The organism is Neobacillus sp. MER 74 (assembly GCF_023714155.1).
The window spans coordinates 1-26,227 of the sequence record NZ_JAMAUV010000025.1; the positions used below are offsets into that span (position 1 = coordinate 1).

General features: G+C 37.0%; 31 protein-coding genes and 1 riboswitch. Of the genes, 23 read left to right on the top strand and 8 right to left on the bottom strand.

Translation table 11 applies throughout. The features are described 5' to 3' along the window. Window positions 1-151 precede the first annotated feature (151 nt). From M3610_RS23625 to M3610_RS23650, 6 genes are all read left to right on the top strand, one after another. Window positions 152-472, top strand: coding sequence for a PadR family transcriptional regulator (locus M3610_RS23625; RefSeq protein ID WP_098575482.1), 321 nt, complete (start codon window positions 152-154; stop codon window positions 470-472). Between the two features lie 69 nt (window positions 473-541). After that, window positions 542-883: a DUF1048 domain-containing protein gene (locus tag M3610_RS23630; protein ID WP_098575483.1), complete on the top strand. Its 342-nt coding sequence runs from the start codon at window positions 542-544 to the stop codon at window positions 881-883. Between the two features lie 161 nt (window positions 884-1,044). After that, window positions 1,045-1,806, top strand: coding sequence for an ABC transporter ATP-binding protein (locus M3610_RS23635; RefSeq protein WP_251463076.1), 762 nt, complete (start codon window positions 1,045-1,047; stop codon window positions 1,804-1,806). Next, window positions 1,807-2,556, top strand: a complete 750-nt coding sequence (locus tag M3610_RS23640; RefSeq protein ID WP_251463079.1) for an ABC transporter permease — start codon at window positions 1,807-1,809, stop codon at window positions 2,554-2,556. Between the two features lie 214 nt (window positions 2,557-2,770). After that, window positions 2,771-3,226 (top strand): C40 family peptidase, encoded by a 456-nt coding sequence (locus M3610_RS23645; protein WP_098575486.1) that lies wholly within the window; start codon window positions 2,771-2,773, stop codon window positions 3,224-3,226. Window positions 3,227-3,323: 97 nt separating this feature from the next. Next, window positions 3,324-3,509: a DUF4017 family protein gene (locus tag M3610_RS23650; protein ID WP_098575487.1), complete on the top strand. Its 186-nt coding sequence runs from the start codon at window positions 3,324-3,326 to the stop codon at window positions 3,507-3,509. 135 nt (window positions 3,510-3,644) lie between these two features. On the opposite strand, the gene M3610_RS23655 is transcribed toward M3610_RS23650, so the two are convergent. Continuing rightward, entirely contained in the window at window positions 3,645-3,965 is a 321-nt protein-coding gene (locus tag M3610_RS23655; protein WP_251463081.1) for a hypothetical protein, read from the bottom strand. A gap of 183 nt (window positions 3,966-4,148) precedes the next feature. Between M3610_RS23655 and M3610_RS23660 the strand changes: the two genes are divergently transcribed. Continuing rightward, window positions 4,149-4,925, top strand: coding sequence for a class I SAM-dependent methyltransferase (locus M3610_RS23660; RefSeq protein ID WP_483870114.1), 777 nt, complete (start codon window positions 4,149-4,151; stop codon window positions 4,923-4,925). 90 nt (window positions 4,926-5,015) lie between these two features. Here the strand turns inward: M3610_RS23660 and M3610_RS23665 are convergent, their stop codons facing one another. After that, window positions 5,016-5,423, bottom strand: a complete 408-nt coding sequence (locus M3610_RS23665) for a VOC family protein (protein WP_251463083.1) — start codon at window positions 5,421-5,423, stop codon at window positions 5,016-5,018. A gap of 1,181 nt (window positions 5,424-6,604) precedes the next feature. Between M3610_RS23665 and M3610_RS28095 the strand changes: the two genes are divergently transcribed. Further along, window positions 6,605-6,739 (top strand): hypothetical protein, encoded by a 135-nt coding sequence (locus tag M3610_RS28095; protein WP_285851466.1) that lies wholly within the window; start codon window positions 6,605-6,607, stop codon window positions 6,737-6,739. Between the two features lie 667 nt (window positions 6,740-7,406). On the opposite strand, the gene M3610_RS23670 is transcribed toward M3610_RS28095, so the two are convergent. Then, window positions 7,407-7,610 carry a hypothetical protein gene (locus M3610_RS23670; RefSeq protein ID WP_251463085.1) on the bottom strand — a complete coding sequence of 68 codons (204 nt, stop codon included), beginning with the start codon at window positions 7,608-7,610 and terminating at the stop codon, window positions 7,407-7,409. Between the two features lie 400 nt (window positions 7,611-8,010). On the opposite strand from M3610_RS23670, the gene M3610_RS23675 reads away from it, so the two are divergent. From M3610_RS23675 to M3610_RS23685, 3 genes are all read left to right on the top strand, one after another. Beyond that, window positions 8,011-8,634: a nucleotidyltransferase family protein gene (locus M3610_RS23675; RefSeq protein WP_251463087.1), complete on the top strand. Its 624-nt coding sequence runs from the start codon at window positions 8,011-8,013 to the stop codon at window positions 8,632-8,634. A gap of 4 nt (window positions 8,635-8,638) precedes the next feature. Beyond that, window positions 8,639-9,841, top strand: a complete 1,203-nt coding sequence (locus M3610_RS23680; protein WP_251463089.1) for a macrolide family glycosyltransferase — start codon at window positions 8,639-8,641, stop codon at window positions 9,839-9,841. Window positions 9,842-9,909: 68 nt separating this feature from the next. Continuing rightward, on the top strand, window positions 9,910-10,905 hold the full coding sequence (locus M3610_RS23685) for a zinc-dependent alcohol dehydrogenase family protein (RefSeq protein ID WP_251463091.1): 996 nt from the start codon (window positions 9,910-9,912) through the stop codon (window positions 10,903-10,905). 435 nt (window positions 10,906-11,340) lie between these two features. On the opposite strand, the gene M3610_RS23690 is transcribed toward M3610_RS23685, so the two are convergent. Further along, window positions 11,341-11,733 (bottom strand): hypothetical protein, encoded by a 393-nt coding sequence (locus M3610_RS23690; RefSeq protein ID WP_251463093.1) that lies wholly within the window; start codon window positions 11,731-11,733, stop codon window positions 11,341-11,343. 28 nt (window positions 11,734-11,761) lie between these two features. Further along, window positions 11,762-11,845: riboswitch (cyclic di-GMP riboswitch) on the bottom strand. Between the two features lie 192 nt (window positions 11,846-12,037). Between M3610_RS23690 and M3610_RS23695 the strand changes: the two genes are divergently transcribed. Continuing rightward, window positions 12,038-12,889 (top strand): alpha/beta fold hydrolase, encoded by an 852-nt coding sequence (locus M3610_RS23695; RefSeq protein WP_251463095.1) that lies wholly within the window; start codon window positions 12,038-12,040, stop codon window positions 12,887-12,889. 186 nt (window positions 12,890-13,075) lie between these two features. On the opposite strand, the gene M3610_RS23700 is transcribed toward M3610_RS23695, so the two are convergent. Beyond that, window positions 13,076-13,492: a MerR family transcriptional regulator gene (locus M3610_RS23700; protein ID WP_251463139.1), complete on the bottom strand. Its 417-nt coding sequence runs from the start codon at window positions 13,490-13,492 to the stop codon at window positions 13,076-13,078. A gap of 289 nt (window positions 13,493-13,781) precedes the next feature. Between M3610_RS23700 and M3610_RS23705 the strand changes: the two genes are divergently transcribed. After that, a complete protein-coding gene (locus M3610_RS23705) occupies window positions 13,782-14,822 on the top strand; it encodes an NAD(P)-dependent alcohol dehydrogenase (protein ID WP_251463097.1) in 1,041 nt (346 codons plus the stop codon). 56 nt (window positions 14,823-14,878) lie between these two features. On the opposite strand, the gene M3610_RS23710 is transcribed toward M3610_RS23705, so the two are convergent. Further along, the gene (locus M3610_RS23710) at window positions 14,879-15,082 is read right to left on the bottom strand and encodes a hypothetical protein (protein ID WP_251463099.1); all 204 of its coding nucleotides are present in this window, start codon (window positions 15,080-15,082) and stop codon (window positions 14,879-14,881) included. 108 nt (window positions 15,083-15,190) lie between these two features. On the opposite strand from M3610_RS23710, the gene M3610_RS23715 reads away from it, so the two are divergent. Next, the gene (locus M3610_RS23715; protein ID WP_251463101.1) at window positions 15,191-15,592 is read left to right on the top strand and encodes a cell wall hydrolase; all 402 of its coding nucleotides are present in this window, start codon (window positions 15,191-15,193) and stop codon (window positions 15,590-15,592) included. Window positions 15,593-15,650: 58 nt separating this feature from the next. Here M3610_RS23715 and M3610_RS23720 read toward each other — a convergent pair whose 3' ends face one another. Next, window positions 15,651-16,283, bottom strand: a complete 633-nt coding sequence (locus tag M3610_RS23720) for a LysE family translocator (protein WP_251463103.1) — start codon at window positions 16,281-16,283, stop codon at window positions 15,651-15,653. A gap of 286 nt (window positions 16,284-16,569) precedes the next feature. Here M3610_RS23720 and M3610_RS23725 point away from each other — a divergent pair, with 286 nt between their 5' ends. The 9 genes from M3610_RS23725 to M3610_RS23765 all read left to right on the top strand — a co-directional run bounded on the left by M3610_RS23725 (window position 16,570) and on the right by M3610_RS23765 (window position 25,232). After that, window positions 16,570-17,778 carry an MFS transporter gene (locus tag M3610_RS23725; protein ID WP_251463105.1) on the top strand — a complete coding sequence of 403 codons (1,209 nt, stop codon included), beginning with the start codon at window positions 16,570-16,572 and terminating at the stop codon, window positions 17,776-17,778. Window positions 17,779-17,936: 158 nt separating this feature from the next. Then, window positions 17,937-19,451 carry a spore germination protein gene (locus tag M3610_RS23730; protein ID WP_251463107.1) on the top strand — a complete coding sequence of 505 codons (1,515 nt, stop codon included), beginning with the start codon at window positions 17,937-17,939 and terminating at the stop codon, window positions 19,449-19,451. Beyond that, window positions 19,444-20,553 (top strand): Ger(x)C family spore germination protein, encoded by a 1,110-nt coding sequence (locus M3610_RS23735; RefSeq protein ID WP_251463109.1) that lies wholly within the window; start codon window positions 19,444-19,446, stop codon window positions 20,551-20,553. The genes M3610_RS23730 and M3610_RS23735 overlap by 8 nt, the downstream gene beginning before the upstream one ends. A gap of 19 nt (window positions 20,554-20,572) precedes the next feature. Then, entirely contained in the window at window positions 20,573-21,679 is a 1,107-nt protein-coding gene (locus M3610_RS23740) for a GerAB/ArcD/ProY family transporter (protein ID WP_251463110.1), read from the top strand. Window positions 21,680-21,956: 277 nt separating this feature from the next. Continuing rightward, entirely contained in the window at window positions 21,957-22,928 is a 972-nt protein-coding gene (locus M3610_RS23745; protein WP_251463111.1) for a tRNA dihydrouridine synthase, read from the top strand. A gap of 145 nt (window positions 22,929-23,073) precedes the next feature. Next, the gene (locus M3610_RS23750) at window positions 23,074-23,655 is read left to right on the top strand and encodes a TetR/AcrR family transcriptional regulator (RefSeq protein WP_251463112.1); all 582 of its coding nucleotides are present in this window, start codon (window positions 23,074-23,076) and stop codon (window positions 23,653-23,655) included. A gap of 23 nt (window positions 23,656-23,678) precedes the next feature. Next, complete coding sequence (locus tag M3610_RS23755; RefSeq protein ID WP_251463113.1) at window positions 23,679-24,020, top strand: DMT family transporter; 342 nt, start codon at window positions 23,679-23,681, stop codon at window positions 24,018-24,020. A 1-nt stretch (window position 24,021) separates the two neighbouring features. After that, window positions 24,022-24,336 carry a DMT family transporter gene (locus M3610_RS23760; protein ID WP_098576572.1) on the top strand — a complete coding sequence of 105 codons (315 nt, stop codon included), beginning with the start codon at window positions 24,022-24,024 and terminating at the stop codon, window positions 24,334-24,336. Between the two features lie 464 nt (window positions 24,337-24,800). Beyond that, window positions 24,801-25,232, top strand: a complete 432-nt coding sequence (locus tag M3610_RS23765; RefSeq protein WP_251463114.1) for a DUF192 domain-containing protein — start codon at window positions 24,801-24,803, stop codon at window positions 25,230-25,232. 63 nt (window positions 25,233-25,295) lie between these two features. On the opposite strand, the gene M3610_RS23770 is transcribed toward M3610_RS23765, so the two are convergent. Next, the gene (locus M3610_RS23770) at window positions 25,296-25,769 is read right to left on the bottom strand and encodes a hypothetical protein (RefSeq protein ID WP_251463115.1); all 474 of its coding nucleotides are present in this window, start codon (window positions 25,767-25,769) and stop codon (window positions 25,296-25,298) included. Window positions 25,770-26,227: the final 458 nt, after the last annotated feature.

Consider the following 26,227-nt stretch of genomic DNA (forward strand, 5'->3'; position numbering starts at 1 on the left):
GGATTAGGTGTTCGGTGTGGTAACCTCACTTTTAACCTAATTTCACGGGGGTGGCAAGTTTTTTGCATTTAAATCCCTTTAAATCAAGGATTATTAACTTTTTTAATATAAAAGTTTTGACAATACGGAGGAGGTAAAGGAGGAGCTGTATATGGAAAATTTAACTGAAATGCTGAAGGGTTCGCTAGAAGGCTGCGTGCTGGAAATCATCAGCCGCCATGAAACCTATGGCTACGAGATTACCCGCCGCCTAAATGAACTCGGGTTTACCGAAGTCGTAGAAGGGACAGTTTACACGATCCTCGTGCGATTAGAAAAGAAAAAACTTGTGAACATAGAAAAAAAACCATCAGATATGGGGCCGCCCCGCAAGTTTTACTCACTTAATGAGGCTGGCCGCCAGGAACTTGAATTGTTTTGGAAAAAATGGGATTTTGTCTCATCGAAAATCAATGTCTTAAAGTCAAACTAGGTTCATAAGATATTTCGTCCAATAAATTGCGTGTCTAGTTCAGTTATATAAAAAAGGAGGAAAAATAACATGTTGGAAATGTTCAAAAAAATGATTGGTGATAAAAAAGAGTACAAAATGATGATGGCACGGGTTGAAGCCCTGCCAGAGGACTACCAGTTTGTATTTAAGAAAATTCAAAACTACATGTGGAATTTCTCAGCGGGCAACGGGATGGATATGCTGCATATGCAGTATGAATTAATCGAGCTGTTCGAAGCTGGTGCGGCAGAAAACAGACAAGTGCTGGAAATCACTGGTGACGACGTGGCTTCCTTTGCCGATGAACTAGTGGCCAACGCTAGAACCTATTTCGCGAAGTATCGTGAAGATTTGAATCAGAGTATCAAAAACCGTTTGGGAAAAAAGTAAATTCAATAGATCATTCCTGCTGAATAGCTGGTTACAAATGTATTGTGTCACCTTCACTATTCAGTTATATTTTTAAGTCAGTAGTAAGTAATACAGAATATCTGTCAGACTGAGTAGAGAAGGATAGGCAATCTAGCGCATTTTATAAGGAGGAAGAAAGTATGAACAATGCAGCGATTTCTATAAAAGGGTTAAAAAAATCCTTTAAAGACAAGGAAATCCTACAGGGGGTTGATTTTGAGGTCCGGCGTGGCGAAATTTTTGCACTGCTGGGCTCAAATGGAGCAGGCAAGACGACGACGGTTAACATCCTCACGACGCTGGTGAAGCCTGATGGAGGCGAGGTTGGTATTAGCGGCTTCGACCTTCAGCGTCAACCAGATCAAGTTCGCCAGAGCATTAGCCTGACGGGGCAGTTCGCTGCTTTAGACGGAATGCTCACAGGTAGGGAAAACCTGGTGATGATCGCCAAGTTGCGGGGAGTTTCTAATCCCGCTCAAGTCGCCGACAATCTGCTTGCAAGATTCAGCCTGCGTGACGCGGCCAACCGGCGGGCGGACACATATTCCGGAGGGATGAAGCGCCGCCTTGACATCGCCATGAGCCTGATCGGGACGCCAGCAGTCATTTTTCTAGACGAACCGACGACAGGGCTTGACCCTGAAGCTCGAATCGAAGTCTGGGATACCGTCAAGGAGCTTGCCGGCGGTGGCACGACTATCTTACTGACAACCCAATACTTGGAGGAAGCCGAACATCTGGCGGACCGGATCGCCATCCTGCATGGGGGGAAAATCATCACAACCGGTACGCTGACCGAACTCAAAGAGATGTTCCCGCCAGCGAAAGTAGAGTACATCGAAAAGCAGCCGACATTGGAGGAAATTTTCCTCGCGATCATTGACAAAAAGGAGGAGAGGTAAATGAAAAGCAATACTGGGGTATTACTTGGGCGTTTAATGCGCAACATTCTGCGCAGCCCGGATACGATTATCACGGTGGCGATTACGCCGATTATGATGCTGCTGCTGTTTGTCTACGTTTTTGGCGGCGCCATAGAGTCGGGCACAGACAACTATGTCAATTATTTATTGCCGGGTATCTTGCTGATGGCAATAGCATCCGGCGTCGCATACACTTCCGTACGGCTTTTTACGGATGTAAAGTGCGGGCTGATGGCGCGTTTCATTACTATGCCCATCAAGCGCTCATCGGTTTTGTGGGCTCATGTATTGACCTCGCTTGTTTCCAATGCGCTTACTGTAGTGGTGGTTATCCTTGTTGCGCTCTTGATGGGCTTCCGAACCAGCGCAGATATACTGGATTGGCTGGCGGTAGCTGGGATACTCGGGCTATTTACGCTGGCATTGACATGGCTGGCAGTCATTCCCGGTTTGACTGCAAGATCTATAGAAGGGGCGACAGCCTACTCCTACCCGCTGATTTTCCTGCCATTTATCAGTTCTGCCTTTGTCCCCACCGAAACCATGCCTAAAATTGTCCGTGCGTTCGCTGAAAACCAGCCCGTGACTTCCATCGTAAATGCAATTCGTGCCCTCTTGTATGACGGGTCTGTTGGCAATGGTATCTGGATTGCGCTTGCCTGGTGCTTCGGCATAATGATTATCGCTTACTTCTTCGCCTGTAATGCGTTTAAACGCCAGTTAGGGTAGGGCACCATTGGTTGGCGTCTGGTGATGTGAAAAAGTCCGGTGCAATTGTATGCACCAACTTTTTTATATAGAAATTCAATCTCTAATTTCTATTAAGGATCAAGAAAGTTATAGTAGAATTACTTTTGTAATAAAATTAACATATTGCTGTGATGAGTCTGTTATACCTTTCTAGTATAGTGAATCTATCAACTCACACTAGGAGGAAACAATCATGCTAAAGAAATTCATCATAGCCTTTACCATCTTAGCTTCTTGTGGCTCTTTGTTCGCCGCCAAGGGTGAAAAAGCGGAAGCAGCAACTTATAATTATCATACTGCAGCGATTTCGATTGCTAAATCTAATCTAGGGGTTCCATACCGATGGGGCGGGATGTCGCCAAGCGGATTTGACTGTTCAGGTCTTGTGAAGTATTCCTACGGAAAAGCGGGAAGAACACTTAATCGCACGGCTGCCCAAATGTACTATGGTAACGGATATCGACCATCTAATCTGCAGATTGGCGATTTACTATTCTACGCACCGACCAAAGCCAGTGCCCCAACCCATGTAGCCATTTATATTGGATACGGGAAAATGATAATGGCATCCTCTTCAAAAGGAGTCATTATTACCAACACAAATAACTCTTATTGGCATCCTAGATATATTGGATCAAAGCGCGTGTAAAGATCATCCTAAGGATGGTCTTTTTTTTAGGAAATATTTACAATATTGATTATATTTGTTATGATTAGTGTAAAATTACACTAAGGATGGTGTTCAAATGAAAAATTTAATTCCGCCATTATTAGCCTACTTAATTGTTTGTATCATTTCAGTCATAGTTCCTGCATCAGAAGGCTATAATACGGTGAGCTGGAAATTGTATGTTGGACAAATTTATGCAATTCCGGTGTTAATCATTGCTGCTTTGGTCACGTTTTTAGTAAACAAAAAGCGTATATATTAGAAAAATGTTTTTTAAATGGAAGTAACGGATGCGTTTCTACAAAAAGTGGAGACGCTTTTTCTTATTCCAATGTTCGAGTGTTTTCGGAAATACTATGATAAAAGGAATTTCAATGATTTGAGTTGGCCTTCTTTTTTAAATTTTTACCTCGATCCCGTTTTCAAGATAAATTGTTTTTTGATACCCGGTTTGGTATTCCAGATATTCGAATACATTTTTTGCTGTAGTTCTGACCAACACGCTCAGGCCAAGGTTGTCAAACAAGCGTGCATAGCAGCGGAGGATCAACGTATCATTTTCAATGAACAAATGAAAATAGACGGTTTCTTTCTGTAGTTTTGAAAAACAGTGGATAAATAGATAGTCATCTGTTGGTACTATTCCTTTGATCAAAAGTTCTTTTTGAATGATTCGTTTTATTTCGGCCATTTGATTCTCTGATAAATTTATTTTCATTCCAGTTTCACCATCTTATGTTTGATCTAAATAGTGTTTCCAATTTCATTATACGAAAGTGCAAGTTCGCCTGTCACAATGCACGAATTAGTTAAGAATTTCTATAAAGATTAAACAAAGGATGATTCATTTCCTTTATAATAATAACAAACAAAAAATAGATGATTAAGGATAGCTGATAACTTGAAAACAAAAACAAAAACAAAATACCAAACCTGGATTCGAATTTACAAACTACTAATTTTTGTGGTTATTTCACTTAGTCTTCTCTTGAGTACATTATTCCCTGTTCCTATATTTCTGCGAGTTTTGTTCGGAATGTTGGCGCTGCCTTTTATTTATATAACATGTATCCTTGCTTATTCTGTTTACCAATTCGCACCAGTCGGGGGAAATTATCAGTCCAAAATTCATGATTTAATAGTTTCCAAGGTGAATGCGGCTAAAAAGGGAAACATTCTAGATATAGGGACAGGAAGTGGTTCCCTGATTATTAAACTGGCAAAGACTTTTCCAAATTCCTATTTAACGGGAATTGATTATTGGGGCGGGAATTGGGAATATTCGAAAGCTCAATGCCAACAGAATGCTGAAATAGAAGGGGTCTTTGATAGAATTGACTTTCTGAAAGCAAGTGCTTCAGCGCTTCCTTTTAATGATGATGAATTTGACGTAATTGTCAGTTGTTTAACTTTTCATGAAGTAAAAGATCAAAGTAATAAAACTGAAGTAATTAAAGAGGCATTAAGAGTTTTAAGACCTGGTGGTGAATTTGTTTTCTTAGATTTGTTTATGGATGAAAAAATATTTGGGGATCAAAGTGAGCTGTTAAATGTCTTAAAGAAACATGGGGAATCTGAATTGAATAGCTACAAACTTGCGAATGAAATGAAATTGCCCAAGCTCTTATTGAACAAAAAAGTATTAGGTAATGCAATGATTTTAAGTGGAAGAAAATAAGTGGATGATAATCCAATTTGACTTAATATGCATGAACAAGCAATAGAGCTGAAGAAAGGATCTTCAGCTCTGATGTATGATGCGATTTCCCTATCTATTCACTGTAAACATCCAACTAACACCATATTTGTCCTTTACAGAACCATGCAGTTTGGCAAAGAATGTTGGTTGAAGATCCATAAAAACAGATCCACCATCTGCAAGGACATTCCATGCCTTTTTCGCTTGCTCTTCAGAGTCAAGCTCAACACTGATGACCACTTTCTCTCCGTTTGGAATGTCCCGTTTTCCATCCGAACCCATAATGATGCCTGAATCGGTTAATTTCAATTGTGCATGAAGGACAAGGTTTTTATCGCTTTCAGAAATTGGAAAATTAGGGTCTGGCGGCATCTCACCGTATTTTTGCATTAAAATCATTTCGCCATCAAAAGCTTTTTGATACCATTCAAAAGCCTCTGCACATTCTCTATTGAACATTAAATAAGGTTTAATCATTGCACAGTCTCCTTTAACATTAACTTAGGCTAACAGCTCGGTAGGGGCCTAAGAAATATTATATACGAACATTAGTTCTTTTTCAATGTTTAAAAACCACAAAAAACTTGTTTAGAGATAAAGGTTAATATAGAAAAGGTAGTTTTTCTAAAAAATATTGGCTGTTTTCGGAAGCGATTTACAGAAGGAATTATAATTCGGACATGATTGCCTTTGAAGTTACGAAAGCTGTCCGAAGACGACCGAAGTTCGGACATGAATGCATTTGAAGTTACGAAAGCTGTCCGAAGAGGACCAATGTTCGGACATGAATGCCTTTGAAGTTACGAAAGCTGTCCGAAGAGGACCAATGTTCGGACATGAATGCCTTTGAAGTTACGAAAGCTGTCCGAAGAGGACCAATGTTCGGACAAGATTGCCTATAAAATTACGAGAGCTGTCCAAAGACGACCGAAGTTCGGACATGATTGCCTTTTAAATTACGAAAGCTGTCCGAAGACGATCGCTGTTCAGACAAGATTTCCTATGAAATCACGAAAGTTGTCCGAAGAGGACCAATGTTCGGACATAATTGCCTATGAAATCACGAGAGCAGTCCGAAGACGATCGAAGTTCGGACATGATTGCCTTTAAAATTACGATAACTGTCCAAAGACGATCGAAGTTCGGACATGATTGCCTTTAAAATTACGATAACTGTCCAAAGACGAGCGAAGTTCGGACAAGATTGCCTTTGAAATTACGAAAGCTGTCCGAAGACGATCGCTGTTCAGACATGAGTGCCTTTGAAATCACGAAAGCTGTCCGAAGACGACCAATGTTCGGACATGAGTGACTTTGAAATCACAAGAGCTGACCGAAGACGATCGCTGTTCAGACATGAGTGCCTTTGAAATCACGAAAGCTGTCCGAAGAAGACCAATGTTCGGACATGAGTGCCTTTGAAATAACAAGAGCTGTCCGAAGACGATCGCTGTTCAGACATGAGTGCCTTTGAAATCACGAAAGCTGTCCGAAGACGACCAATGTTCGGACATGAGTGCCTTTGAAATAACAAGAGCTGTCCGAAGACGATCGCTGTTCAGACATGATTGCCTTTGAAATTACGAATGCTGTCCGAAGACGACCACGTTCGGACAAGATTACGATTTTATTCATACATTTCTTGTTTGGTTTAAGAAATGGCGAAAGCTAAATTAATTCCCTATTCTCAATTAAAACTGAAAATGGGTGCTTTGTTAAGGACGATGATCGCTGCAACGGTCATTTTCTTGTCCTATAACGTGGCAGGTTCCTTTAAGAATGATTATAATTGAATAAAGAACTTAACTCAGAGGTGTTGCTGTTTCTTTATTAAGGAGGTATATGATGAAGTTTTTTATAAAGTTAAATATTATTAGTGTGTTATACGCAATAGCGTTGTTTATAGCAATCGAACTCATAATAAATGTATCTCATATTAGTATGGTAACTGGCTGGGAATGGGATAATGTTTACATTGTAATTGCTGTTATTAATGTTATTGGACTTCTACTTTCGACAATCTTATTCATTTACTTAACAAAAAAATGGAATACAAGTAGAAAATACAGCTATTTGTCACTCCTTTTGTGGCTGCCATATTTTATTCTTTTTTTCTCCTTTTTCCCTGTTGTTTTTCCTATTAATGTAGGCGTAGAACTATTTCCGAGATTTAGCCTTCTGATTTATGGGTCTGGCATTCTGTATCCAGTTTACATCTTATTTATTAATATATATGCATCACCTCTAAATACAGATTATGAAATAAGGCATTAATAATGCACGTCACCTAATTTAAGGTATTTTATAGATTATAAATCAACAATAATATTTAACACTTAATCTAACGGGTTCTATAGCTGAAGAAAGCCACTGATTTTTATCAGCGGCTTTTTTGATTGTTTAATGAAAGACTTCTTACGATTAACTATTTACTTCAATCACGGCGGAATTCTAATTACTTTATTCCATTAATAATTCGTGGACAATGTGTTGTTCAAAATCTTTTGGCTTATCCAATAGTATCCCTCTACTTGACGCAGCGGCAATTATTAGTCCTAATTCATAGTACATATTTTTAGAAACTAATCCTTTTGAAATCATTTTCTTCACTTCATAATAAAATTGAATCAAAAAATCACTTGGTAATTTTTCATACAAAGACATTTTAATAACACCCACTATTCCTACTGATTTAATAGGAATAATATCAATTAAAACTGAAATTGAAAAGAGTTTTTTCCAGATTCATAAATTTGTCATTTTTACAGATAAGTTTGACAATACTGTTTTAATCTTGTTGATCTAACGTAGCAGGTTACTTGAAGATCTTAGTTCTCCATCAATTTTTTAATCAATCTTATTCGAATCACCAAATAAACAAAAAAATGCATTATAATAATCTAAAGTTTAAACTAATACAGATATGAATATCAGCGCTCAAATTGTATGACTTGGGATATAGGAGCTGAAACGATGGAAGAAGTATCTTTATGTATTGTATCTGAACTAATGGTCGTTAGAAACGGGAGAAATCCTATGCCTTTGCATGGTAAAGTGAAAATTCATGCATAAAATTGGTGCAATTATACTCGCTGCAGGTATGTCTAAACGAATGGGTGAACCTAAATTATTACTATCCATACATGGCAAACCTCTTTTTCGTTATGTCCTTGGACCAGTCGTTGAAAGCTCTTTGGATCCGATCATCTTGGTTGCCGGTAAATATATAGAAGAAATCCATCAACATACTATGGACTTTCCAGAAATACAGATCATTTTTAACCAGAATTATGCTGCTGGGATGTCCACTTCCCTAAAACTAGGAATCCAATCTATCAAAGAACAGGTGGATGCTGTTATAATTTTCCTTGCGGATCAGCCGCTTGTTTCTAGAACAGTCATCCAATCCTTAATGGAAAATTATGAAGCAAGCAGGAAAGAAGGAATTCGGATTGTCCGCCCAGAATATCAAGGCGAATTAGGCCATCCGGTCTTAATGGATGCAGAATTATTTAACGAATTCCATACAATTGAGGGGGATAGTGGCGGTCATAGCATTATCAAAAAATATAAGCACGTAATGAAGATTGTTTCATTTGACAATCCAATGTGGGGAGCGGATGTTGACACGCCTGATGACTTTATGAAGATGAAACAGTATTTTGATTCAAAACCTAATGAGGAGTGAAGAAATGGCACGTGTATTATTTATTAATGCCGGTTCAGAAGGGCATATCAATCCAACGATTGGAGTTGTACAAGAACTTGTTTCGTGTGGGGAAGAGGTCGTGTACTTTACAATTGAAGATTTTCGAGAGCGGATTGAGAAGACGGGAGCAACAGTGCGTACGTTGGACGGTCAAAAATTTATACAGGCCTTTATCAAAGGTGGTAGAAGTTATTTACCAGAAAGGATTAACGGTCTTCTACATACGGCAGATATTGTTATACCTAGTGTGCTTGAACAGATTGAAGGTGAGCATTTTGATTACATCATCCATGATTCCATGTTTGGTTGTGGACGTTTACTTGCCCAAATCCTAAATCTTCCGTCCATCAATTCTTGTACATCCTTTGCGGAGACAAAGGAATCATTCGATAAACTCCTGGAACGGCTTTCAAAAAATATTCCTACAGAAACGGCTAAGGAAATTAATGATGAATATCAACGCCTGACAGCTATGATAAAGGAAAAATATGATGTCGAGATTGCTTCTCCTTACGAAGTTTTTTGTAATCCAGCCCCACTCACAATCGTCTATACAACTAGAGAGTTTCAACCTTCTGGAGAAGCATTCGACCAAACTTTCAAATTTATAGGTCCTTCCATCTCCACACGATTAATGCAGGATGACTTTGACCTTGATACGATCAAAGGAAAAAGTCCCATTTACATTTCTCTTGGGACAGTTTTTAACCGTGCCATTGATTTTTATAAACTTTGTTTTGCTGCATTTGGAAATAGCGATCAAACGGTTGTCATGTCCATAGGGAAGCAAACTCCATTAATTGATTTAGGAGACATCCCTCAAAACTTTATTGTAAAAAATTATGTTCCACAAACGGAAGTGCTAAAACAGAGTAAATTATTTATCACACATGGTGGAATGAATAGTACCAATGAGAGTTTCTACTACGGGGTTCCACTCATTGTAATCCCACAAAGCGCGGACCAGCCGATTATTGCCGGGCAGGTGGCCAATCTCGGAGCCGGTATTACATTACCAATGCAAGGCTTGACTGCTAATCAACTTCGTGATGCCGCAGATCATGTGTTAAACGATCCATCTTTCCTTAAAGGTGCTTCAACTATAAGAGAATCGATTCAAAAATCGGGTGGATATCACCAAGCGGTTGATGAGATTTTTGCTTTTAACAGAAAATACGTTATATAAATATAGTTCATATTATTTTAACTACATTAAATACTTAATGTAAAATGATAGGGGAGGAGTGATTTCAAATGAAAGCACAAGTGATTAAAAAATTTGGTGATCCATCTGTTTTTGAGATGGCTATGGTTCATAAGCCTGAAGCAATTCCTGGGCATGTTGTTATTCATGTAAAAGCAACAAGTGTAAATCCAATTGATACAAAAGTTCGGTCTGGAGCGGTATCTGCAATTGCACCAGAATTTCCAGCGATATTACACGGCGATGTATCTGGAGTAGTTGTAGAGGTTGGAGACGGAGTATCAGAGTTCAAGATTGGTGATGAAGTCTTTGGTTGCGCAGGTGGTGTGAAAGGAACAGACGGTGCCCTAACTGAATATATGCTTGCGGATGTGCAGCTTCTAGCTGTTAAACCAAAAAATTTAACGATGGCACAAGCAGCGGCGCTTCCTCTCGTAACGATTACAGCATGGGAGTCACTTTATAATCGTGCGAATATTCAAAACGGCCAAACGGTCCTTATTCATGGAGCTACAGGCGGGGTAGGTCATGTCGCCATTCAACTCGCAAAGGTAGCTGGAGCAAAAGTATATACTACAGCTTCATCTGAGGAAAAATTAAACATTGGACAGCGTTTAGGTGCAGATGTGGCCATTAATTATCGAGAACAGTCAGTGGAGGAGTATGTAAAAGAGCATACAGATGGTAAAGGGTTTGACATTGTGTTCGATACGGTCGGTGGCGAAAACCTTGATCGATCTTTCCAAGCTGCTGCCACTTACGGAACCGTATTATCCATCGCAGCGCGCTCAACGCATGATTTGTCACCTCTGCATGCTAAGGCACTATCATTACATATTACCTTTATGATTTTAAAAATTATGAATAAGGAAAAAAGGCAGGAATATGGGAACATATTACGAAAAGTAACGAATCTTGTAGAGGAAGGGAAACTTCAGCCTTTAGTAGATGAAACGGTTTTTGATTTTGATCAAGTAAATGAAGCACATACTTTTTTGGAATCTAATAAAGCAATTGGAAAGATTGTATTGATAAATAAATGGTAAAATTGTATTTTTTCTAGAATAAGATTTGATTCTAATTGAAGAGCATTACTGGATTTTTGTTGATAGCAGACTCAAAAAAGCAATAAAAAAGTGTAAATGTCTGTGTTAATAAAGATTATGGGAGAAACTAGTTAAAATAATGAAGGTATATAAGTTAAAGAATAACTTTAAAGGTTTAAAAAAGGGAACACAATTCTATTTGATTGCTGAATCTGAATTTATTGGAGTAAAAGATTTTGTTTTAAGAACGGAAGACTTAGCTGTCAGGATTTCAATAAATGAAAGGGAACTTCATAAAAATTTTATTTTGTTGAAATATGGTTGAAGGAAAAAGGATGCTATATAGAAAAATCAGAGCTGCCAATTTTGGCAGCTCTTCTAACAACATCCATCATATTAAGAAATCAAAAAACTCCATTCAGGACCATTGTAATATTATTGGTTAACACTCTTTTTGTTATTAGAAAGATGCCAAGTAAAGAAGTGCTTAATCTTCTCCTCTTTTTTTAGAACTTCGCAAAAAACTTCCGCTGCATATTGATTAAAGAACGAACAAACCATTCCATCTTTTTGTCCACAGCAACTATATAACGAAAATCTTTTAAATTTTAAATTACTAAAATGATGATACATTTCATAGTTAATATATCCGTTTGGATAAAGATCAACAATTAAATGAAAGTAAGGGAAGGCATTCTTCACTTCAGGCTCTAAGTCCATTTTATCCAAATTTAATTTCACATCAATAAGAAGACGAATACAATCGTCTAGTTCTTGAACTCCCCAGTCTTGATCTAGTATTGCATATTCCAAATTGATTTTTTTCATAATCTAGCCTCCTAAAATAAGTCCTATTTTAGGCAGCCCAGCCATCATAGTTTTAAACCTTAGACCCGAAGCTTTGCGTCCCAATCTTTCGAAAAGTTTGCCTTTATCTATAAACGATATGTAAATTATATTACAATTTTTTCAAAAATTACAAAATAAAGTTCTACAAATACCGACGTTTTATGAAAAAAATTGGAAACAAATTCCCATTTCAAAGATATTGTGAGTAGGTGGAAGAAGGGATTCTTGCCAGTAAATCGAATATTTAATTGTCGGAATATTAAAAATGAATGGTGGTGGTTTTATGTCTTCTCCTAGATCTAGGTTTGAAATGATTAATGGAATGGAAGTTCATTTTACAGAATGGGGAGATCCACAGAAACCAGCTGTGGTTTGTTGGCACGGTTTAACTCGAAATGGGCGAGACTTTGATATTTTAGCCCGCCATCTATCCCAAAACTATTATATCCTTTGTCCGGATACAATTGGGCGGGGATTGAGCCAATGGAGTTCTTCCCCTGAAAAGGACTATTGTTTTGAAAACTACAGTAACCTGGCGATTCAATTATTGGACCATTTAGGAATCGAACGGGTCCGATGGGTTGGGACCTCAATGGGTGGAGCCATTGGAATGCGTATTGCTGGAACGCCTAATCATCAGAACCGGATTTCACATTTAGTTTTAAATGACATTGGAGCAGGTGCTTCTGAAAATGCTGTACAGGATATTGAAGGCATTAAACGAATTATTAGCTATGTAGGGAATCCACCGCAATTTAAAACCTTTAGTGAATTAAAGAAGTATTATCAAACCATTTATACCACATTTGGTCTTTCGAATGAAGAGGAGTGGAATGATTTTACCCAATACTCATGTAGAAGAAGAGATGAGGGTGGAGTGAGTCCTGATTATGATCCAAACATTGCTTTGCAATTTCAGCACACAGAAGATCTAAACTTATGGAACTACTGGAAAGCAATTCAATCAAAAATATTACTCATTCGAGGAGAAATATCCGACGTTCTACCTCTCGATGTTGCAGAAAAAATGAAGCAAAAACCAAACTGTCAAATGGTAACGATTCCAAAACTTGGTCATGCCCCAGCATTAAATACTAAAGAACAAATTACCGTCATTGAGAATTTTCTTCGGTAAATTGAAATTTTTTATCTATTGAATTAGGGATGGATACCAAGGATGTGGCTATGCAGGTTTAGTTTAAATATTTTCAATCGAAAAAGCCGAGCATCTTAGTTTGAATTGGGATGCTCGGCTTTTTTTCTTTAGATGGTTTTAAATACATTAACATTTAAGGAGAAATGTCCCACAATACTGTGAGCCCTAATTAATAGTAGAAACTTCTATTTTATCATTTTTATGAATATTTTCCGTGCCGGCATCCAATGCAGTCTTGTAATATAAGCATTTATGCTCGATGACTTCCATGGTTTTTTTTAGTTCTTCCATTTGTGCTTCTACATTCGCTTTTCGTTCCATAAACATGTCATATCGTTGTTGCAAAGTTGAATCCCCATCAGAACACCAATCAATAAAATTTTTAATCTCTTTAATCGGCATCCCAGTGGATTTTAGACATTCAATTACTTTTAGAGCGCCGATATCGGATTCTTTAAACATTCGTATTCCGCTAGGTGTTCGTTCTACAAAAGGAATAAGACCCTCCTTGTCGTAGTAACGCAAGGTATATACTGTAAGGTTTAATTCTTTTGCAACTTCGCTGATAGAATAAGTCTTCATCATTTATCTCCCATCCTTTTTGATATGCACTTCGAGTTAACTCTAGGATAGGGAGGATTTTAGCATGCTAAATGCTTAAAGTCAAAGGTCACGTATACATAAAAAGGGAAATTAAAAGGCTAAAATTTATTCGATTATTTTACTTGACCTAGAGTTAACTCTAAGGATTAAGATTGTTTTGCAAGGGGAGAGAAGAGGGTAAATATGATAGATGGGGAATTTGAACATGAATGAGTCTCGTTTAAAGTGAATCCTCTTGAAAAAATATAAATTATTGGAGGTTTTATTAATGGTAACTGCTAAAGCACGAGCTGTTGATGGTCCAGACAAACCGTTTCGAGCGGCTGAAATTAAAAGACGCGATCTTGATTCCCGTGATGTTCTGATTGAAATTAAATATGCAGGGATTTGCCATTCTGACATCCATACGGCGCACGGCGAATGGGGCCCCGTGAATTATCCACTCGTACCGGGTCACGAGATTGCGGGAATTGTCACGGAAGTAGGAGCAGAGGTCACAAAGTACAAGGTTGGTGATCGGGTAGGGGTTGGATGTATGGTTGATTCCTGTGGGGATTGTGAGAACTGCCGTAAAGGAGAGGAACAATACTGCCTGAAAGGAAATGTCCCTACTTACGCTGGTGTCGACAAATACGGCGAGCCTACACAAGGTGGCTATTCTACCCACATCGTCGTAACGGAGAACTTTGTAGTCAGGATTCCTGATAGCATTGGGCTTGATGCCGCAGCACCTTTACTTTGCGCAGGTATTACGACATTTTCACCACTAAACCATTGGGAGGCGGGACCAGGTAAGAAAGTAGCGGTTGTTGGTTTGGGCGGTCTGGGTCATATGGCTGTCCAAATTGCGCATGCCATGGGTGCTGAGGTTACCGTTCTTTCACAATCATTGAAGAAAAAGGACGATGGCCTGCAATTAGGAGCAGACAACTACTATGCCACAAGCGATCCAGAAACATTCCAAAAACTTACAGGAACATTCGATCTTATCGTAAATACAGTAAGTGCTAAGATTGATATTAGCGCCTACCTTTCGTTACTAGCACTGGATGGCACAATGGTCAACGTCGGTGCGCCAGCAGAGCCACTTTCATTAAATGTGTTCTCCCTTATCGGTCATCGCCGTTCATTTGCAGGGTCAATGATTGGAGGAATCCGTGAGACTCAGGAAATGTTGGACTTCTGTGCAAAACATAACATTGTTCCTAAGATTGAAGTAATTTCCGCAGACCAAATTGACGAAGCCTACCAACGCGTCTTAGCTTCAGATGTGAAGTATCGATTCGTAATTGACATTAGTACAATGTAAGTTGTGTAAATGAAGGTGTCCAAAAAGTCTAGCTTTTTGGACGTCCTTTATATTAATTATTTATTAAATTTTTCGTACTCTTCAATATAAAGAGCCACAAAACCGCAATTTGGACATACAGATGCTTTAGTCCTTGCAGAAGCACTTTTGAATAGTCCTTTACGCTTTTGTTTAATCGTAATTCCAGATAAGTCATATTCAACATTTATTTTACAATCGTTTATCATTTCAGTTTGACATTGAATGCAAATCCTTTTCATTATTAATCCCCCTTATAAATCAAATTAAAGCTAAACTCCTTCGTTTCTTCTTTTCACAATCTTTATACCTATTTTACCATCTCATTACAATTTTCAGATGTTGACTTAATGGCAAGGATGATGAGAGCTGAGGCCGAGGGTGAAGGACAACAAGGAATGTTATATGTTGGTAATGTAATTGTAAACCGACTTGTAGCAAATTGTTTAGACTTTAAAGGACTAAGGACAGTTCCGCAAGTAATTTATCAAGTTCAAGGTGGAAATTATTCCTTTGAGGCAGTTCAAAAAGGGAATGTATTTTATCAACGATCAAGGACTGCTGAGAGAAGATTAGCAAAACAAAATTTGGATTACTGGAGAGACCACCCAGGAAAATATGCGCTTTGGTATTTTAATCCACATGTACCATGCCCTCCAACATGGTATGGTTCACCTCAATCTGGACAATTTAAAGAACATTGTTTTTATGAACCAAAACCTGGAACATGTGATAGTGTTTATAGAGGTTAAGCTTACTCGACGAGTAAGCTTTTTTGAGTATTTAGAAATTTACCTAAAAATAAAACTTTTAATGATGAGCCTTTTCAAGAAATAGTCTGATCCCAAAGCCTATCAGTATGGTTCCCGTGAGTCCTTCAATAATATTTTGTGTTTTTGGTTTTTTCATAAAATTACTAATCTGATGAATTAAATGGACATAAAGTACTGACCAAAGCACGGTCAAGACAGTATAAGTGGTACCCATAATAACAAACGGTAAAAAAGTATTGCTTCCAGGGTCAACAAATTGAGGGAAAAAGGTTAAAAAAAGAATCGCAATTTTGGGATTTAAGAGATTGGTAAGGAACCCTTGTTTAAAACAAGATGTACTAGCAAACTTGCTTTTTGTATTCATCTCAGCACTTGCTGCTACTTCCTTGTTCTTTAAAGACCATAATGTCTTAACACCCAGATAAATTAAGTAAACAGCCCCCACATATTTAAAGACAGAAAATATTAATGCGGATTTCACAATGATGGCGGAAAGTCCTAATACAGCAGCAGACGTATGGATAAGAAGGGCACAACAAATACCAAAAAGTGTTTTAAGGCCCCCGGATTTCCCAGCGGTGACCGTATTTTTTGTAGTGATTGCAGTATCGGGACCGGGTAAAATGATAAAAAAAATACACATAAGAACAAACATATAAAAGTTTTCCATTGTAGTTTCTCCTTCCTGAGTTTGATAAGGTTTGAATATGTAATTCATTATATAAAAAGCGAGAGATTAATTGAAGATTAATCTTTTTGAGATTGTTTAGCTCCGCACCTGTTTTGAATGTTTTAAATTTGCTAAAATTTATATAATCATTTTTTAAAAAATTTTTGAGATAAATCAACATCCCCCAGGTTTATCCGATTTTGAAAGGAGATAGGCATAAAATGAACAGTCCAATCTAAGTTCTCCCGTAAACAATACTAATTTTGAAATATCGGGGGGATGTAGAATGAAATTGAATAAAAATTTTACTCTGTTACTGTTGGGTCATTCGCTTGCAAATATGGGCGATGTCCTATATATCGTCAGTGTTATTAGTGTGATATTCAACTTAACAGATTCTGCAACAGTATCATCATTCGTTCCATTTACGATTACTTCATCTATGTTTGTTTCCAGCATGTTAACTCCTCTTTTTGTTGGAAAAGTGAATTTAAAATGGTTAATGGCTTGGTCACAAATTGGAAAGACCATTCTGCTTGTTATTTTGGGTTTGAAGATCGCTGGTATTACAGCATCTAATTATTATCTAATCTTCTTCATAATTGGATTGATTGCGCTTCTGGACGGTTGTGCAAATCCCATAAGACAAACATTAATTCCACACTATGTAAACAATGATGATTTAATAATAGCTAATGGAATTGCTGAAACAGTTACTCAAATCATCCAAGCAGTAATGTGGTTCGCAGGCAGTCTGTTTTTAATAATATTAAGTCCGCAACAACTCATTTGGCTCGTTGGATGTTTGTTCGTAATTTCAAGTGTTTTGCTAAGTTTATTAGAAACTGTTAGTCATACCTCATCGGAGCAAAAAGGGAAATTAGAACAACTCAAAGAGGGCTGGAAAACATTATTAAATACACCTGTATTGAAAAGAATTGCTTTGATAGACACGTTAGAAACCATTGCAGGGACGGTATGGATTGCGGCGATTTTATATGTTTTCGTTAACGATGCTTTACACGTTGATGAAAAGTGGTGGGGGTTTGTCAATGGTGCTTTCTTTCTAGGCTTAATCATAGGAAGCATTTATTGTATTAAATATCCTAGTTTTGTGGAAAAGAACCTGGGTACTTTAATTTTTGTTGGTTCATTCACTGGTTTCATAGTCACCCTATTTTTTAGCCTAAATAGTAATCCACTTATGGCCTTATGTCTATCTCTCTTTATGGGGCTATTTGGACAAATCAAATACATTCCTCAACAAACGGTTATACAAACTAGTGTAACCAAAGAGCAGTTGTCTACTGTATATACCTCATTAAGTGCGATTGGAACGGGGATTTTTGGGGCTGGCTCTTTGGTAATGGGGATATTAGCAGACTTGTTTGGGGTAAGAACTGTATTCGTATTATCAGGGGTAATACTAGCTTTGGTAAGTATAATTGTTTATAAGAATAAACAACTGTTTATTAGAAAGGTATTTCAAAAATAACAATGTAAATCAATAGTGAGAAAAAACTAACCGGAGAAATTTCTGGTTAGTTTTTTGTCGTTAAAAAATAAAAGTAAAAAGATACATTGGGAATGAAAACTAAGGGCAGGGGCAAAGTAATGATTGGGAGTTTCATAAAATCAATTTAGGTGATCTAAATGCCTTTCAAGTTTTTACAAAAATATAAAAATAATAATCAGAAGTCAGAAGACGAGAAAAAGTCAATAAAAACAATTTTTGACCAAGCTGAAAAATCGAGTGATTTTCATCAATTTTTACTATCTGGAGAACAGGATATTACCATTAGTTACTATAAGAGTATGGTGGATCCAAAGAAAATAAATAACCTTCTTCTTCCCGCAATTCAAGAAAATATGGAGAAGATTAGTGAATTGAATGATATAAAAAAAGTTATTCCATTTGAGGATCTCTTAGTTACAACTAATCCATTAGATGTGGAAGAAAAACTAATTAAAGGACATGTTATTGTTCAATTAAAGGATTCCAACCAACATTTTTTAACGATAAATATTGAAAATGCGAATCTTGGTTATCGAGAGAATAATGATACAGAAAATGAATTCAGTGTGATCGGCCCAAAAATTGGATTTGTAGAAAATATAGGTATTAATCTTCATTTGTTAAGAAAGCAAATAGCTGTTCCAGAGTTAGTTTTTGAAGAAATAAAAATTGGATCAATGTCTAAAACAGAAGTAGTCATTGCGTATTTAGATGGAATTACCAATCCAGATTATATTCAAACTGTTCGCCAACGACTAAAGGATATTAACTTTGATGTTATTTTCGATAATTCCCAAATTGATCAAATGATTTCAGATAATTCAAATACTCCCTTTCCTATTTTTTTATCCACGGAGCGGATAGACAGGGTTATATATGCAATGGTTATGGGGCAAGTTGCGATCATATCGAATGGGTCTCCCTACATCATTACAGGACCAACAACGATCTTAGATTTTTTCATATCTCCTGAGGATTATTATCTTAATTGGGTACTGGGGTCGTTTTTTCGAATTATACGGATTATTAGTGTTATTTTCTCGTTGTTTGCGACACCAATTTATGTTGCAATTTTAACCTTTCATTATGAAGTTGTACCTGATGATTTATTGCAACCCCTAATTAGTTCAAGAGCTCATGTTCCATTTCCTCCGGTATGGGAAGCTATTTTTTTGGAAATTACCATTGAATTATTAAGGGAAGCAGGGGCACGCTTGCCGACAAAAATTGGACAAACCTTGGGTATTGTTGGTGGTATTGTTATCGGGCAGGCATCTGTCCAAGCTGCTCTAACCAGTAATGTTTTACTTATTATTGTGTCATTGTCTGCACTTGCTTCTTTCACAACTCCGATCTTTAAAATGTCGAATGCCATTCGTCTCATACGGTTTCCTCTTATTTTATTTGCAGCATTTTTGGGCGGCTTTGGAATTATCATCGGATTTGTTCTTCTGGTAGGTCATTTATTAAAACTTAAATCCTTGGGGAATCCCTATATGGTCCCTCTATTTCCTTTTAGAATAAAGAACTTTCGAGACAGCTTTATTCGATCTTCCTATCGGTTTACAACGACACGAAGCGGGTTTTTAAGACCTCTTACATTAAAAAGATTTACACCAAATCAAGATAAGGATGATATTAATAATGAATAGTCAGAAGCGGAAAAAAATAAGGTATTTTTATGCTCTTTTGCCTCTCATTTTAATGATTCCTGGCTGCTCTTTCCCACGTCAAAAAATTATAGATGATATGCAACTTCCTAAAGTATTAGGTTTTGATAAAGTAAATAACCAGTATGTTGGAACGGTACTTTATACAGATTATACGGGAGATGAAAAACAAGGTGAGAGTTCTATTTTACAGGGGAAAGGAAGGAAATCCTATTTAATTAAACAATCTCTAAATGCACAATCTTCTAAACCGATAGAAATCGGAAAATTGAATCTTTTAATCTTTGGTAAAGAACTAGCTGAAAATGGGGTGTCTTATTTTGTTAAGACTGTTTGCAGGGATCCTTTAGTTGGAAGCAATATGTTAGTGACTGTTTCAGAAAAACCAGCAGGAGAAATTTTAATGAACTATAAAGATAAAAACAGCGACTATCCTTATAAAATGATCCAACAAAATTACCGAACGCAAAATGTACCAATACCCACTTTGCAAAGTTTTTTATTCGATTTCTATGGAGAGGGAAGAGATCCCTCCCTTCCTTTTTTAAAGGTAAATCAAAAGGGTAACACTGAGGTAAAAGGGCTAGCAGTGTTTAAAAAAGACAAACTGGAACTTATCTTAAATCAAAAAGAAAGCTTCTTATATAAAATATTAAGAGGAAGAGTGATTATCGGACAAACAGAATTTAACATACCTATGGGGCGGTCGAGGGATACAGCAATTTTAGCCATTTTATATGGAAAAAACAAAAAGTCAATTATTATTAAAGATTCGAAATCAAAGGTAACACTCAATATAACACTAAATGGAATGGTAAAGGATTTTCCAGACTGGCTGGATTTAAGAAAAAAACAAAATAGCATATTGTTAAAAAAGCAATTGGAAAAACAAATGAAAAAGGATTTTGAAAAGCTTTTCGTAAAATTTCAAAAGCATCAAGTCGATCCTTTAGGTATTGGTGACTTAGCAAGAGCGAATTCACAAATATGGAACGAAAAGGAGTTTTATGAAAAGGTGTACCCAACTATTTCCATGGATATACATTTAAAATTAGAACTATCTCAAGCAGGAATTGGAGAGTAAAAAGAAAAGGTGAATGAACATGAGTAAACAATTAAATAAAAGTTTAACAGTATCTCCTTTTTTTTTATTTTTTCTGATTCACAGTACCCAAACCGGTGTAGGCTTGTTGAATTTTCAAAGTAAAATTATAAAGGGAGCAGAACAAGACGCATGGATTTCAGTTTTATTAGTTGGAGTCAGTATTCATTTCATTATTTGGTTACTGTATTTCTTATTAAAGAAATCAAATAATGGGGATATTATGTCTTTACATCAACAAATATTTGGGAGATGGCTAGGAAACCTATTAAATATTTTCTTTTATGGATATATGCTTTTAATTGTTGCATCTATCATTAGGTCCTATTTATCAGTGCTGATTACTTGGGTTTTTCCTTATTCCCCTATTTGGTTTTTATCACTTACTATGATTTTTGTGATTTCATATTTAGTTGTTGGAGGCTTTAGGGTTATTACCGGTATTTGTTTTTGGAGGATGCTAATCCCTTCTCTCCTTTTGTTAACGGCATATTTTCCACTCCAATATGCGTACTGGACGAATTTATTACCCGTTTTTAATCATCATTTAAGTGACTATTTTGTATCAGCAAAAGAAAGTATTTTTATGTATTCAGGACCAGAATTTTTACTTATTTATTTTCCTTTTATTAAAAATAATCAAAATTCGCAAAAATGGGCCCACATTTCACAAGTGTATACAACCATTTTATATTTAGTGGTTACCATCATCTCCTTTGTTTATTTTAGCCATGGGCAGCTTGGACATGTTACTTGGCCAACCCTTATGATGTCAAAAATTATCCGCTTTCCCTTTATCGAAAGATTTGAATATATTTTTATTTTTTTATGGCTGTTAGTGATCCTTCCCCCTAGTTGTATGGCATTATGGGGGGCGATTCGAGTGTTGAAAGAATCGTTTAAATTTAAACCAAAGTATTCATTATGGATCTCCATTATTATCGTTCATTTCATGGTGATTAATGTCAAAAGTAAAGTAGATGTTGAGGAAGTAGGGACTGTTATGAACATAGTCACCTCTAGCTTTCTGTATATTTATTTACCCATATTGTTTGTGTTTTATCTCATCTTACAAACCTTTAAAAAAGCCAAGAGTGGAAAGATTTAATACATGTAAACCCAACAACAGTGAAGACCTACCTAAAAGGACAAAGGGTAGGTAACTTTTTTTATCTATATACATAGCATTTAGGACTGATTTTCGATAAAATAAACATTGCTGATTTTCATCATAGCTTTTCCCCAATCATAAATGTAAAAATGTCCTTGTGTTTGATAATAAGTGATGAATCATGATATAAGATTATAAGATATGAACATTTGGCTTTATATTTTTTGACCGAGTGTTTGAAGTTGATCCATAGTGAGAGGAATTGAGTTTTGAAATGATAGATAATTTTTGGCGTGATTTACCACGGCCATTTTTTGTACTTGCCCCAATGGAGGATGTGACAGATCTTGTTTTTCGTCACGTCGTAAGTGAAGCCGGCCGACCGGATGTGTTTTTCACAGAGTTTACTAACTCGGATAGCTATTGTCATCCAGAGGGAATGAAAAGTGTGCGTGGCCGTTTAACTTTTACAGAAGATGAACAGCCAATTGTAGCTCATATTTGGGGGGATAATCCCGAATATTTCCGTCAAATGAGTATTGGTATGGCAGAGCTAGGATTTAGAGGCATCGATATTAATATGGGCTGCCCAGTACCGAATGTGGCATCGAGGGGGAAAGGCAGTGGTCTTATTCTGCGCCCAGACGTTGCGGCAGAACTTATTCAAGCAGCAAAAGCGGGCGGGCTGCCTGTCAGCGTGAAAACTCGACTTGGCGATAAGGATGTCAATGAGTGGGAGGGGTGGCTAACGCATATTTTAAATCAGGATATTGCGAACCTTTCGATTCATTTGCGGACAAGAAAGGAAATGAGCCAAGTAGATGCCCATTGGGAGCTAATTCCGGAAATCAAAAAATTACGTGACCGTGTCGCACCCAATACGCTACTAACAATCAATGGAGACATTCCTGACCGTCAAATTGGCCTGCAGCTTGCTGAACAATATGGTATTGATGGCGTGATGATCGGACGAGGTATTTTTAAAAATCCATTTGCTTTTGAAAAAGAGCCTAGAGAGCATAGCAGTAAAGAATACCTAGATCTATTAAGACTACAGCTTGATCTTCAAGATCAATATGCGGAAGTACTGCCACGTTCCATTACAGGGCTTCATCGTTTTTTCAAAATTTATGTTAAAGGGTTCCCTGGAGCTGCTGAATTAAGAAATCAATTGATGAACACGAAATCAACAGATGAAGTGCGTGCATTGCTTGATAACTTTGGAAAAGGGACGGGAATATTCTAACTAATCTGGCTGCGATGTTGCAGCCTTTTTCTTATTTGACTAAAGAGATCTGTAAGAATGGTAAAACTTTAGACTAGATTGACTGAAAAATGAATGTGTGATAAGTTTTACATTATAACTGACGACCGTTCGGAAGGTGGTATTTATGACTTTTAATCAAATTAAGAATGTTGCACTGAATCATTTTACGAATAAGGGATATGAGGGAACATCGATGGCACATATCGCTGATGATGTAGGAATCAAAAAACAATCCATCTACACTCATTTCAAAGGGAAAGATGAACTTTTTTTACAGGTTTACCGTGATGTTTTTGATGCCGAGTTAAAATTCGTTATTAATTATAAAGACAGTAACAAAACACAACCGATTGAGGAATTCTTATATAATTTTCTTTTGCTATATAAAGAAAGATATGAGAAGAACAACATAACAAAATTTTGGCTTCGAATCTCTTTCTTTCCACCTGCTCATCTTTATGAACAGGTTATAGGTTCTGTTTATGAGTATCTGGATAAGGTAGAAAAACATCTCCTTTTGGTCGTTGAGAAGGCTATGTTGGAGGGAGAAATTAGCTCAACCATTGACTCACAACGAGCTACTTCTGCATTTTTGGGAGTGTTAGATGGAATATTTGTTGAAATGTTATATGGAGGTTCCGAACGATTAATCAAGAGATTGGATGCCTCTTGGTATCTTTATTGGCGTGGACTTTCGAAGGAATAATGATTTTTTTGGGGGAAATGGTAATGAAACGAAATTGGGTATTTGTTGTATTGGCTGGCCTTATTGAGGTGTTATGGGCATTAGGATTAAAGCATGCGAGTAATTGGCTTACATGGGTTGGTATTGCTCTCCTTATATATATTTCATTTGTGTTATTGATAAAAGCGATAAAAAGTTTACCCGTTGCTACTGTTTACGCCGTCTTTACTGGAATTGGGACAGCTGGGACTGTTGTGGCGGAGATGTTGATATTTGGAGAGGCCTTTAGTTGGACGAAAGTATTATTTATTTTCTTACTTCTGTCTGGTGTTGTAGGCTTAAAGCTTGTCACAACTGAATCGAGTAAGAAAGAAGGTGCAGTGTAATATGGCTTGGATGTATCTCATATTGGCAGGAGCTTTTGAAGTGGTTGGGGTTACAGGAATGAATAAAGTAGTTAAAGACAAAAACATACAGTCCTATATGGTACTGTTCATTGGATTTATTTTTAGTTTTAGTTTTCTAGGTTTAGCTATGAAAACCCTCCCTGCGGGAATTTCTTATGCCGTTTGGACAGGGATCGGAACTGTAGGCGGGACCATTATTGGAATGCTTTTTTATGGAGAAGCAAAGGATTGGAGACGTATTTTATTTATCGCACTAATATTAGTAGCAGTCATTGGATTGAAAATGACATCGTAGATTTTGGCAGTAGGTACCATTAGTTTATTGAACTCGAAGAACAAGATTAATTATGCAACGGAGCTGTCATGGTGGCAGCTTTTTTTGTTGTCTAATATATTGTAGCTGTGATGATAAAAAAAAGTCTTAAATGTATAACCATATAATAAGTATAGAAAGTGAAAAGGCGTTTTCCACGTTGTTTTTATCTAATATCTCCAAGTTTCTTCCTTTAAATAATAGGCTGTTTTCGGAATAATTGTTGTTTTTGGAACCGATTTAATCATAAAAATCTAAAGAAGGAATGATCATTCGGACATGAGTGCCTTTGGAATCACCAGAGCTGTCTGAAGACGACCGATGTTCGGACATGAGTGCCTATGAAAACACCAGAGCTGTCCGAATATGCCACGAATCGAACACAGCAACAAAGTTTACAATAAGAGCCAAATAATAAAAGGGAAAAGACAAGGTGAGTGAATTTATTGAAAAATAGATTTAAAATAATCGATTTTCTTTTTCGTCAAGCGAAAAAAACAAGTCTTCACACAAAAAAGATTACAGTATCTAGTGGAGAAAGGATAACCAATTTAACCGTTCACGTTGCAGATACTCAAGAAAAAAGAGATAAGGGCTTAATGTTTGTTAGAAAACTACCCGAAAACGAGGGGATGTTATTTGTGTTTTCAGGAAAAACATATGGCGGTTTTTGGATGAAAAACACCTTAATTCCTTTATCTATTGCATTTCTTGATTCAGACGGGAAAATTCTAAAAATTTTAGATATGTTCCCTTGTAAACAGGATGAATGTCCTACTTATGATCCGGAACTTTTTTATCATTATGCAATCGAAGTTAATCTTGGATGGTTTGAAAAGTATCAAATCAAAGTAGGGGATTATGTAAACCTTGATTAAATCACCACACCTCTATGAGTTCTTAGACGTGTGGTGATTTTTTTAGCCCATTTTGGTTTCCCGTTATCTATTCTTCTCCCTCAATAAGGCTGCGTAGCTTGCCGCCTTATCGGGTGGAGCAGTGAGGGATTTCTCATAACCTTTTTGGAAGCTTTTTTCGTACGCCCTTACAAACCTTTGTCCTAGTTTCCGCTGGGCGGCCTGTACCGCATCCATTTCCGGATGGGCATGAAGGTAGTCGTAGAATTTCTCCCCAGACGAAAAAGAGAGGTATACCTGTCGAAGAAGTCCTATTTTTATGAGGGGCCGTGCTATTTCCACCTTGTTGTCTATGCTCAGTTTGGAGCGCGGCATCTGCTGCCAAGCGCGGGAGATCCTGAAGTTGTGCCGGTCTTCAAGCCCCGAACGGATTCCTTCATAATATCCTTCTTCCATCCCCATCTGGACGGGGTCCGGCGGAGGCATGCCGTCTGTTTGAAAATCTCCGGTGAAAAGAAGGCAGGCAAATAGGAAAAAGGCTATAAGTTTCCGTGTCACAGCTTTTTTCCCCCTTTCTGGTTATTCTCTACTTTAGTTTAACCATGCATTACCATCCTATGTAGAAGGTAAGGAGTGGAATCAGATGAATCTATTCTGGTTTCAGTTTAGTTTTTTTATTTTAGCTGCTGGGTTTTTGGGAATATCCCCTTTTTTAGATTTATATTTCGACAATTTTCTGCATTCAAAGAAGTGTAAAAAAATGCATTAGAGATCATAATTATAAAAAGTTTGTTGATTTTATTGACTTTTCCAGTCATTACAGTTGCTAGAGATGATATCAATTTTGGTAAAGTTATGAATTTGTCAAAAATTGTCCTTTTTTTTAGCTTTAATAACTTTCGGATTATTTGTAAAATATAAAAAAGTTAATAAACATTTGCAGGAATGACTAAATTAAATTGGATTTATTAGTGAAGTGGAATGAGAAGTTAAGATTATTAGAATGAAAAAAGGAG

Coding starts and splice junctions, on each gene's coding strand:
- M3610_RS23625 (WP_098575482.1), top strand. CDS start 152: ATGGAAAATTTAACTGAAATGCTGAAGGGTTCGCTAGAAGGCTGCGTG.
- M3610_RS23630 (WP_098575483.1), top strand. CDS start 542: ATGTTGGAAATGTTCAAAAAAATGATTGGTGATAAAAAAGAGTACAAA.
- M3610_RS23635 (WP_251463076.1), top strand. CDS start 1,045: ATGAACAATGCAGCGATTTCTATAAAAGGGTTAAAAAAATCCTTTAAA.
- M3610_RS23640 (WP_251463079.1), top strand. CDS start 1,807: ATGAAAAGCAATACTGGGGTATTACTTGGGCGTTTAATGCGCAACATT.
- M3610_RS23645 (WP_098575486.1), top strand. CDS start 2,771: ATGCTAAAGAAATTCATCATAGCCTTTACCATCTTAGCTTCTTGTGGC.
- M3610_RS23650 (WP_098575487.1), top strand. CDS start 3,324: ATGAAAAATTTAATTCCGCCATTATTAGCCTACTTAATTGTTTGTATC.
- M3610_RS23655 (WP_251463081.1), bottom strand. CDS start 3,965: ATGAAAATAAATTTATCAGAGAATCAAATGGCCGAAATAAAACGAATC.
- M3610_RS23665 (WP_251463083.1), bottom strand. CDS start 5,423: ATGATTAAACCTTATTTAATGTTCAATAGAGAATGTGCAGAGGCTTTT.
- M3610_RS28095 (WP_285851466.1), top strand. CDS start 6,605: ATGGCGAAAGCTAAATTAATTCCCTATTCTCAATTAAAACTGAAAATG.
- M3610_RS23670 (WP_251463085.1), bottom strand. CDS start 7,610: ATGTCTTTGTATGAAAAATTACCAAGTGATTTTTTGATTCAATTTTAT.
- M3610_RS23675 (WP_251463087.1), top strand. CDS start 8,011: ATGCATAAAATTGGTGCAATTATACTCGCTGCAGGTATGTCTAAACGA.
- M3610_RS23680 (WP_251463089.1), top strand. CDS start 8,639: ATGGCACGTGTATTATTTATTAATGCCGGTTCAGAAGGGCATATCAAT.
- M3610_RS23685 (WP_251463091.1), top strand. CDS start 9,910: ATGAAAGCACAAGTGATTAAAAAATTTGGTGATCCATCTGTTTTTGAG.
- M3610_RS23690 (WP_251463093.1), bottom strand. CDS start 11,733: ATGAAAAAAATCAATTTGGAATATGCAATACTAGATCAAGACTGGGGA.
- M3610_RS23695 (WP_251463095.1), top strand. CDS start 12,038: ATGTCTTCTCCTAGATCTAGGTTTGAAATGATTAATGGAATGGAAGTT.
- M3610_RS23700 (WP_251463139.1), bottom strand. CDS start 13,492: ATGAAGACTTATTCTATCAGCGAAGTTGCAAAAGAATTAAACCTTACA.
- M3610_RS23705 (WP_251463097.1), top strand. CDS start 13,782: ATGGTAACTGCTAAAGCACGAGCTGTTGATGGTCCAGACAAACCGTTT.
- M3610_RS23710 (WP_251463099.1), bottom strand. CDS start 15,082: ATGAAAAGGATTTGCATTCAATGTCAAACTGAAATGATAAACGATTGT.
- M3610_RS23715 (WP_251463101.1), top strand. CDS start 15,191: ATGGCAAGGATGATGAGAGCTGAGGCCGAGGGTGAAGGACAACAAGGA.
- M3610_RS23720 (WP_251463103.1), bottom strand. CDS start 16,283: ATGGAAAACTTTTATATGTTTGTTCTTATGTGTATTTTTTTTATCATT.
- M3610_RS23725 (WP_251463105.1), top strand. CDS start 16,570: ATGAAATTGAATAAAAATTTTACTCTGTTACTGTTGGGTCATTCGCTT.
- M3610_RS23730 (WP_251463107.1), top strand. CDS start 17,937: ATGCCTTTCAAGTTTTTACAAAAATATAAAAATAATAATCAGAAGTCA.
- M3610_RS23735 (WP_251463109.1), top strand. CDS start 19,444: ATGAATAGTCAGAAGCGGAAAAAAATAAGGTATTTTTATGCTCTTTTG.
- M3610_RS23740 (WP_251463110.1), top strand. CDS start 20,573: ATGAGTAAACAATTAAATAAAAGTTTAACAGTATCTCCTTTTTTTTTA.
- M3610_RS23745 (WP_251463111.1), top strand. CDS start 21,957: ATGATAGATAATTTTTGGCGTGATTTACCACGGCCATTTTTTGTACTT.
- M3610_RS23750 (WP_251463112.1), top strand. CDS start 23,074: ATGACTTTTAATCAAATTAAGAATGTTGCACTGAATCATTTTACGAAT.
- M3610_RS23755 (WP_251463113.1), top strand. CDS start 23,679: ATGAAACGAAATTGGGTATTTGTTGTATTGGCTGGCCTTATTGAGGTG.
- M3610_RS23760 (WP_098576572.1), top strand. CDS start 24,022: ATGGCTTGGATGTATCTCATATTGGCAGGAGCTTTTGAAGTGGTTGGG.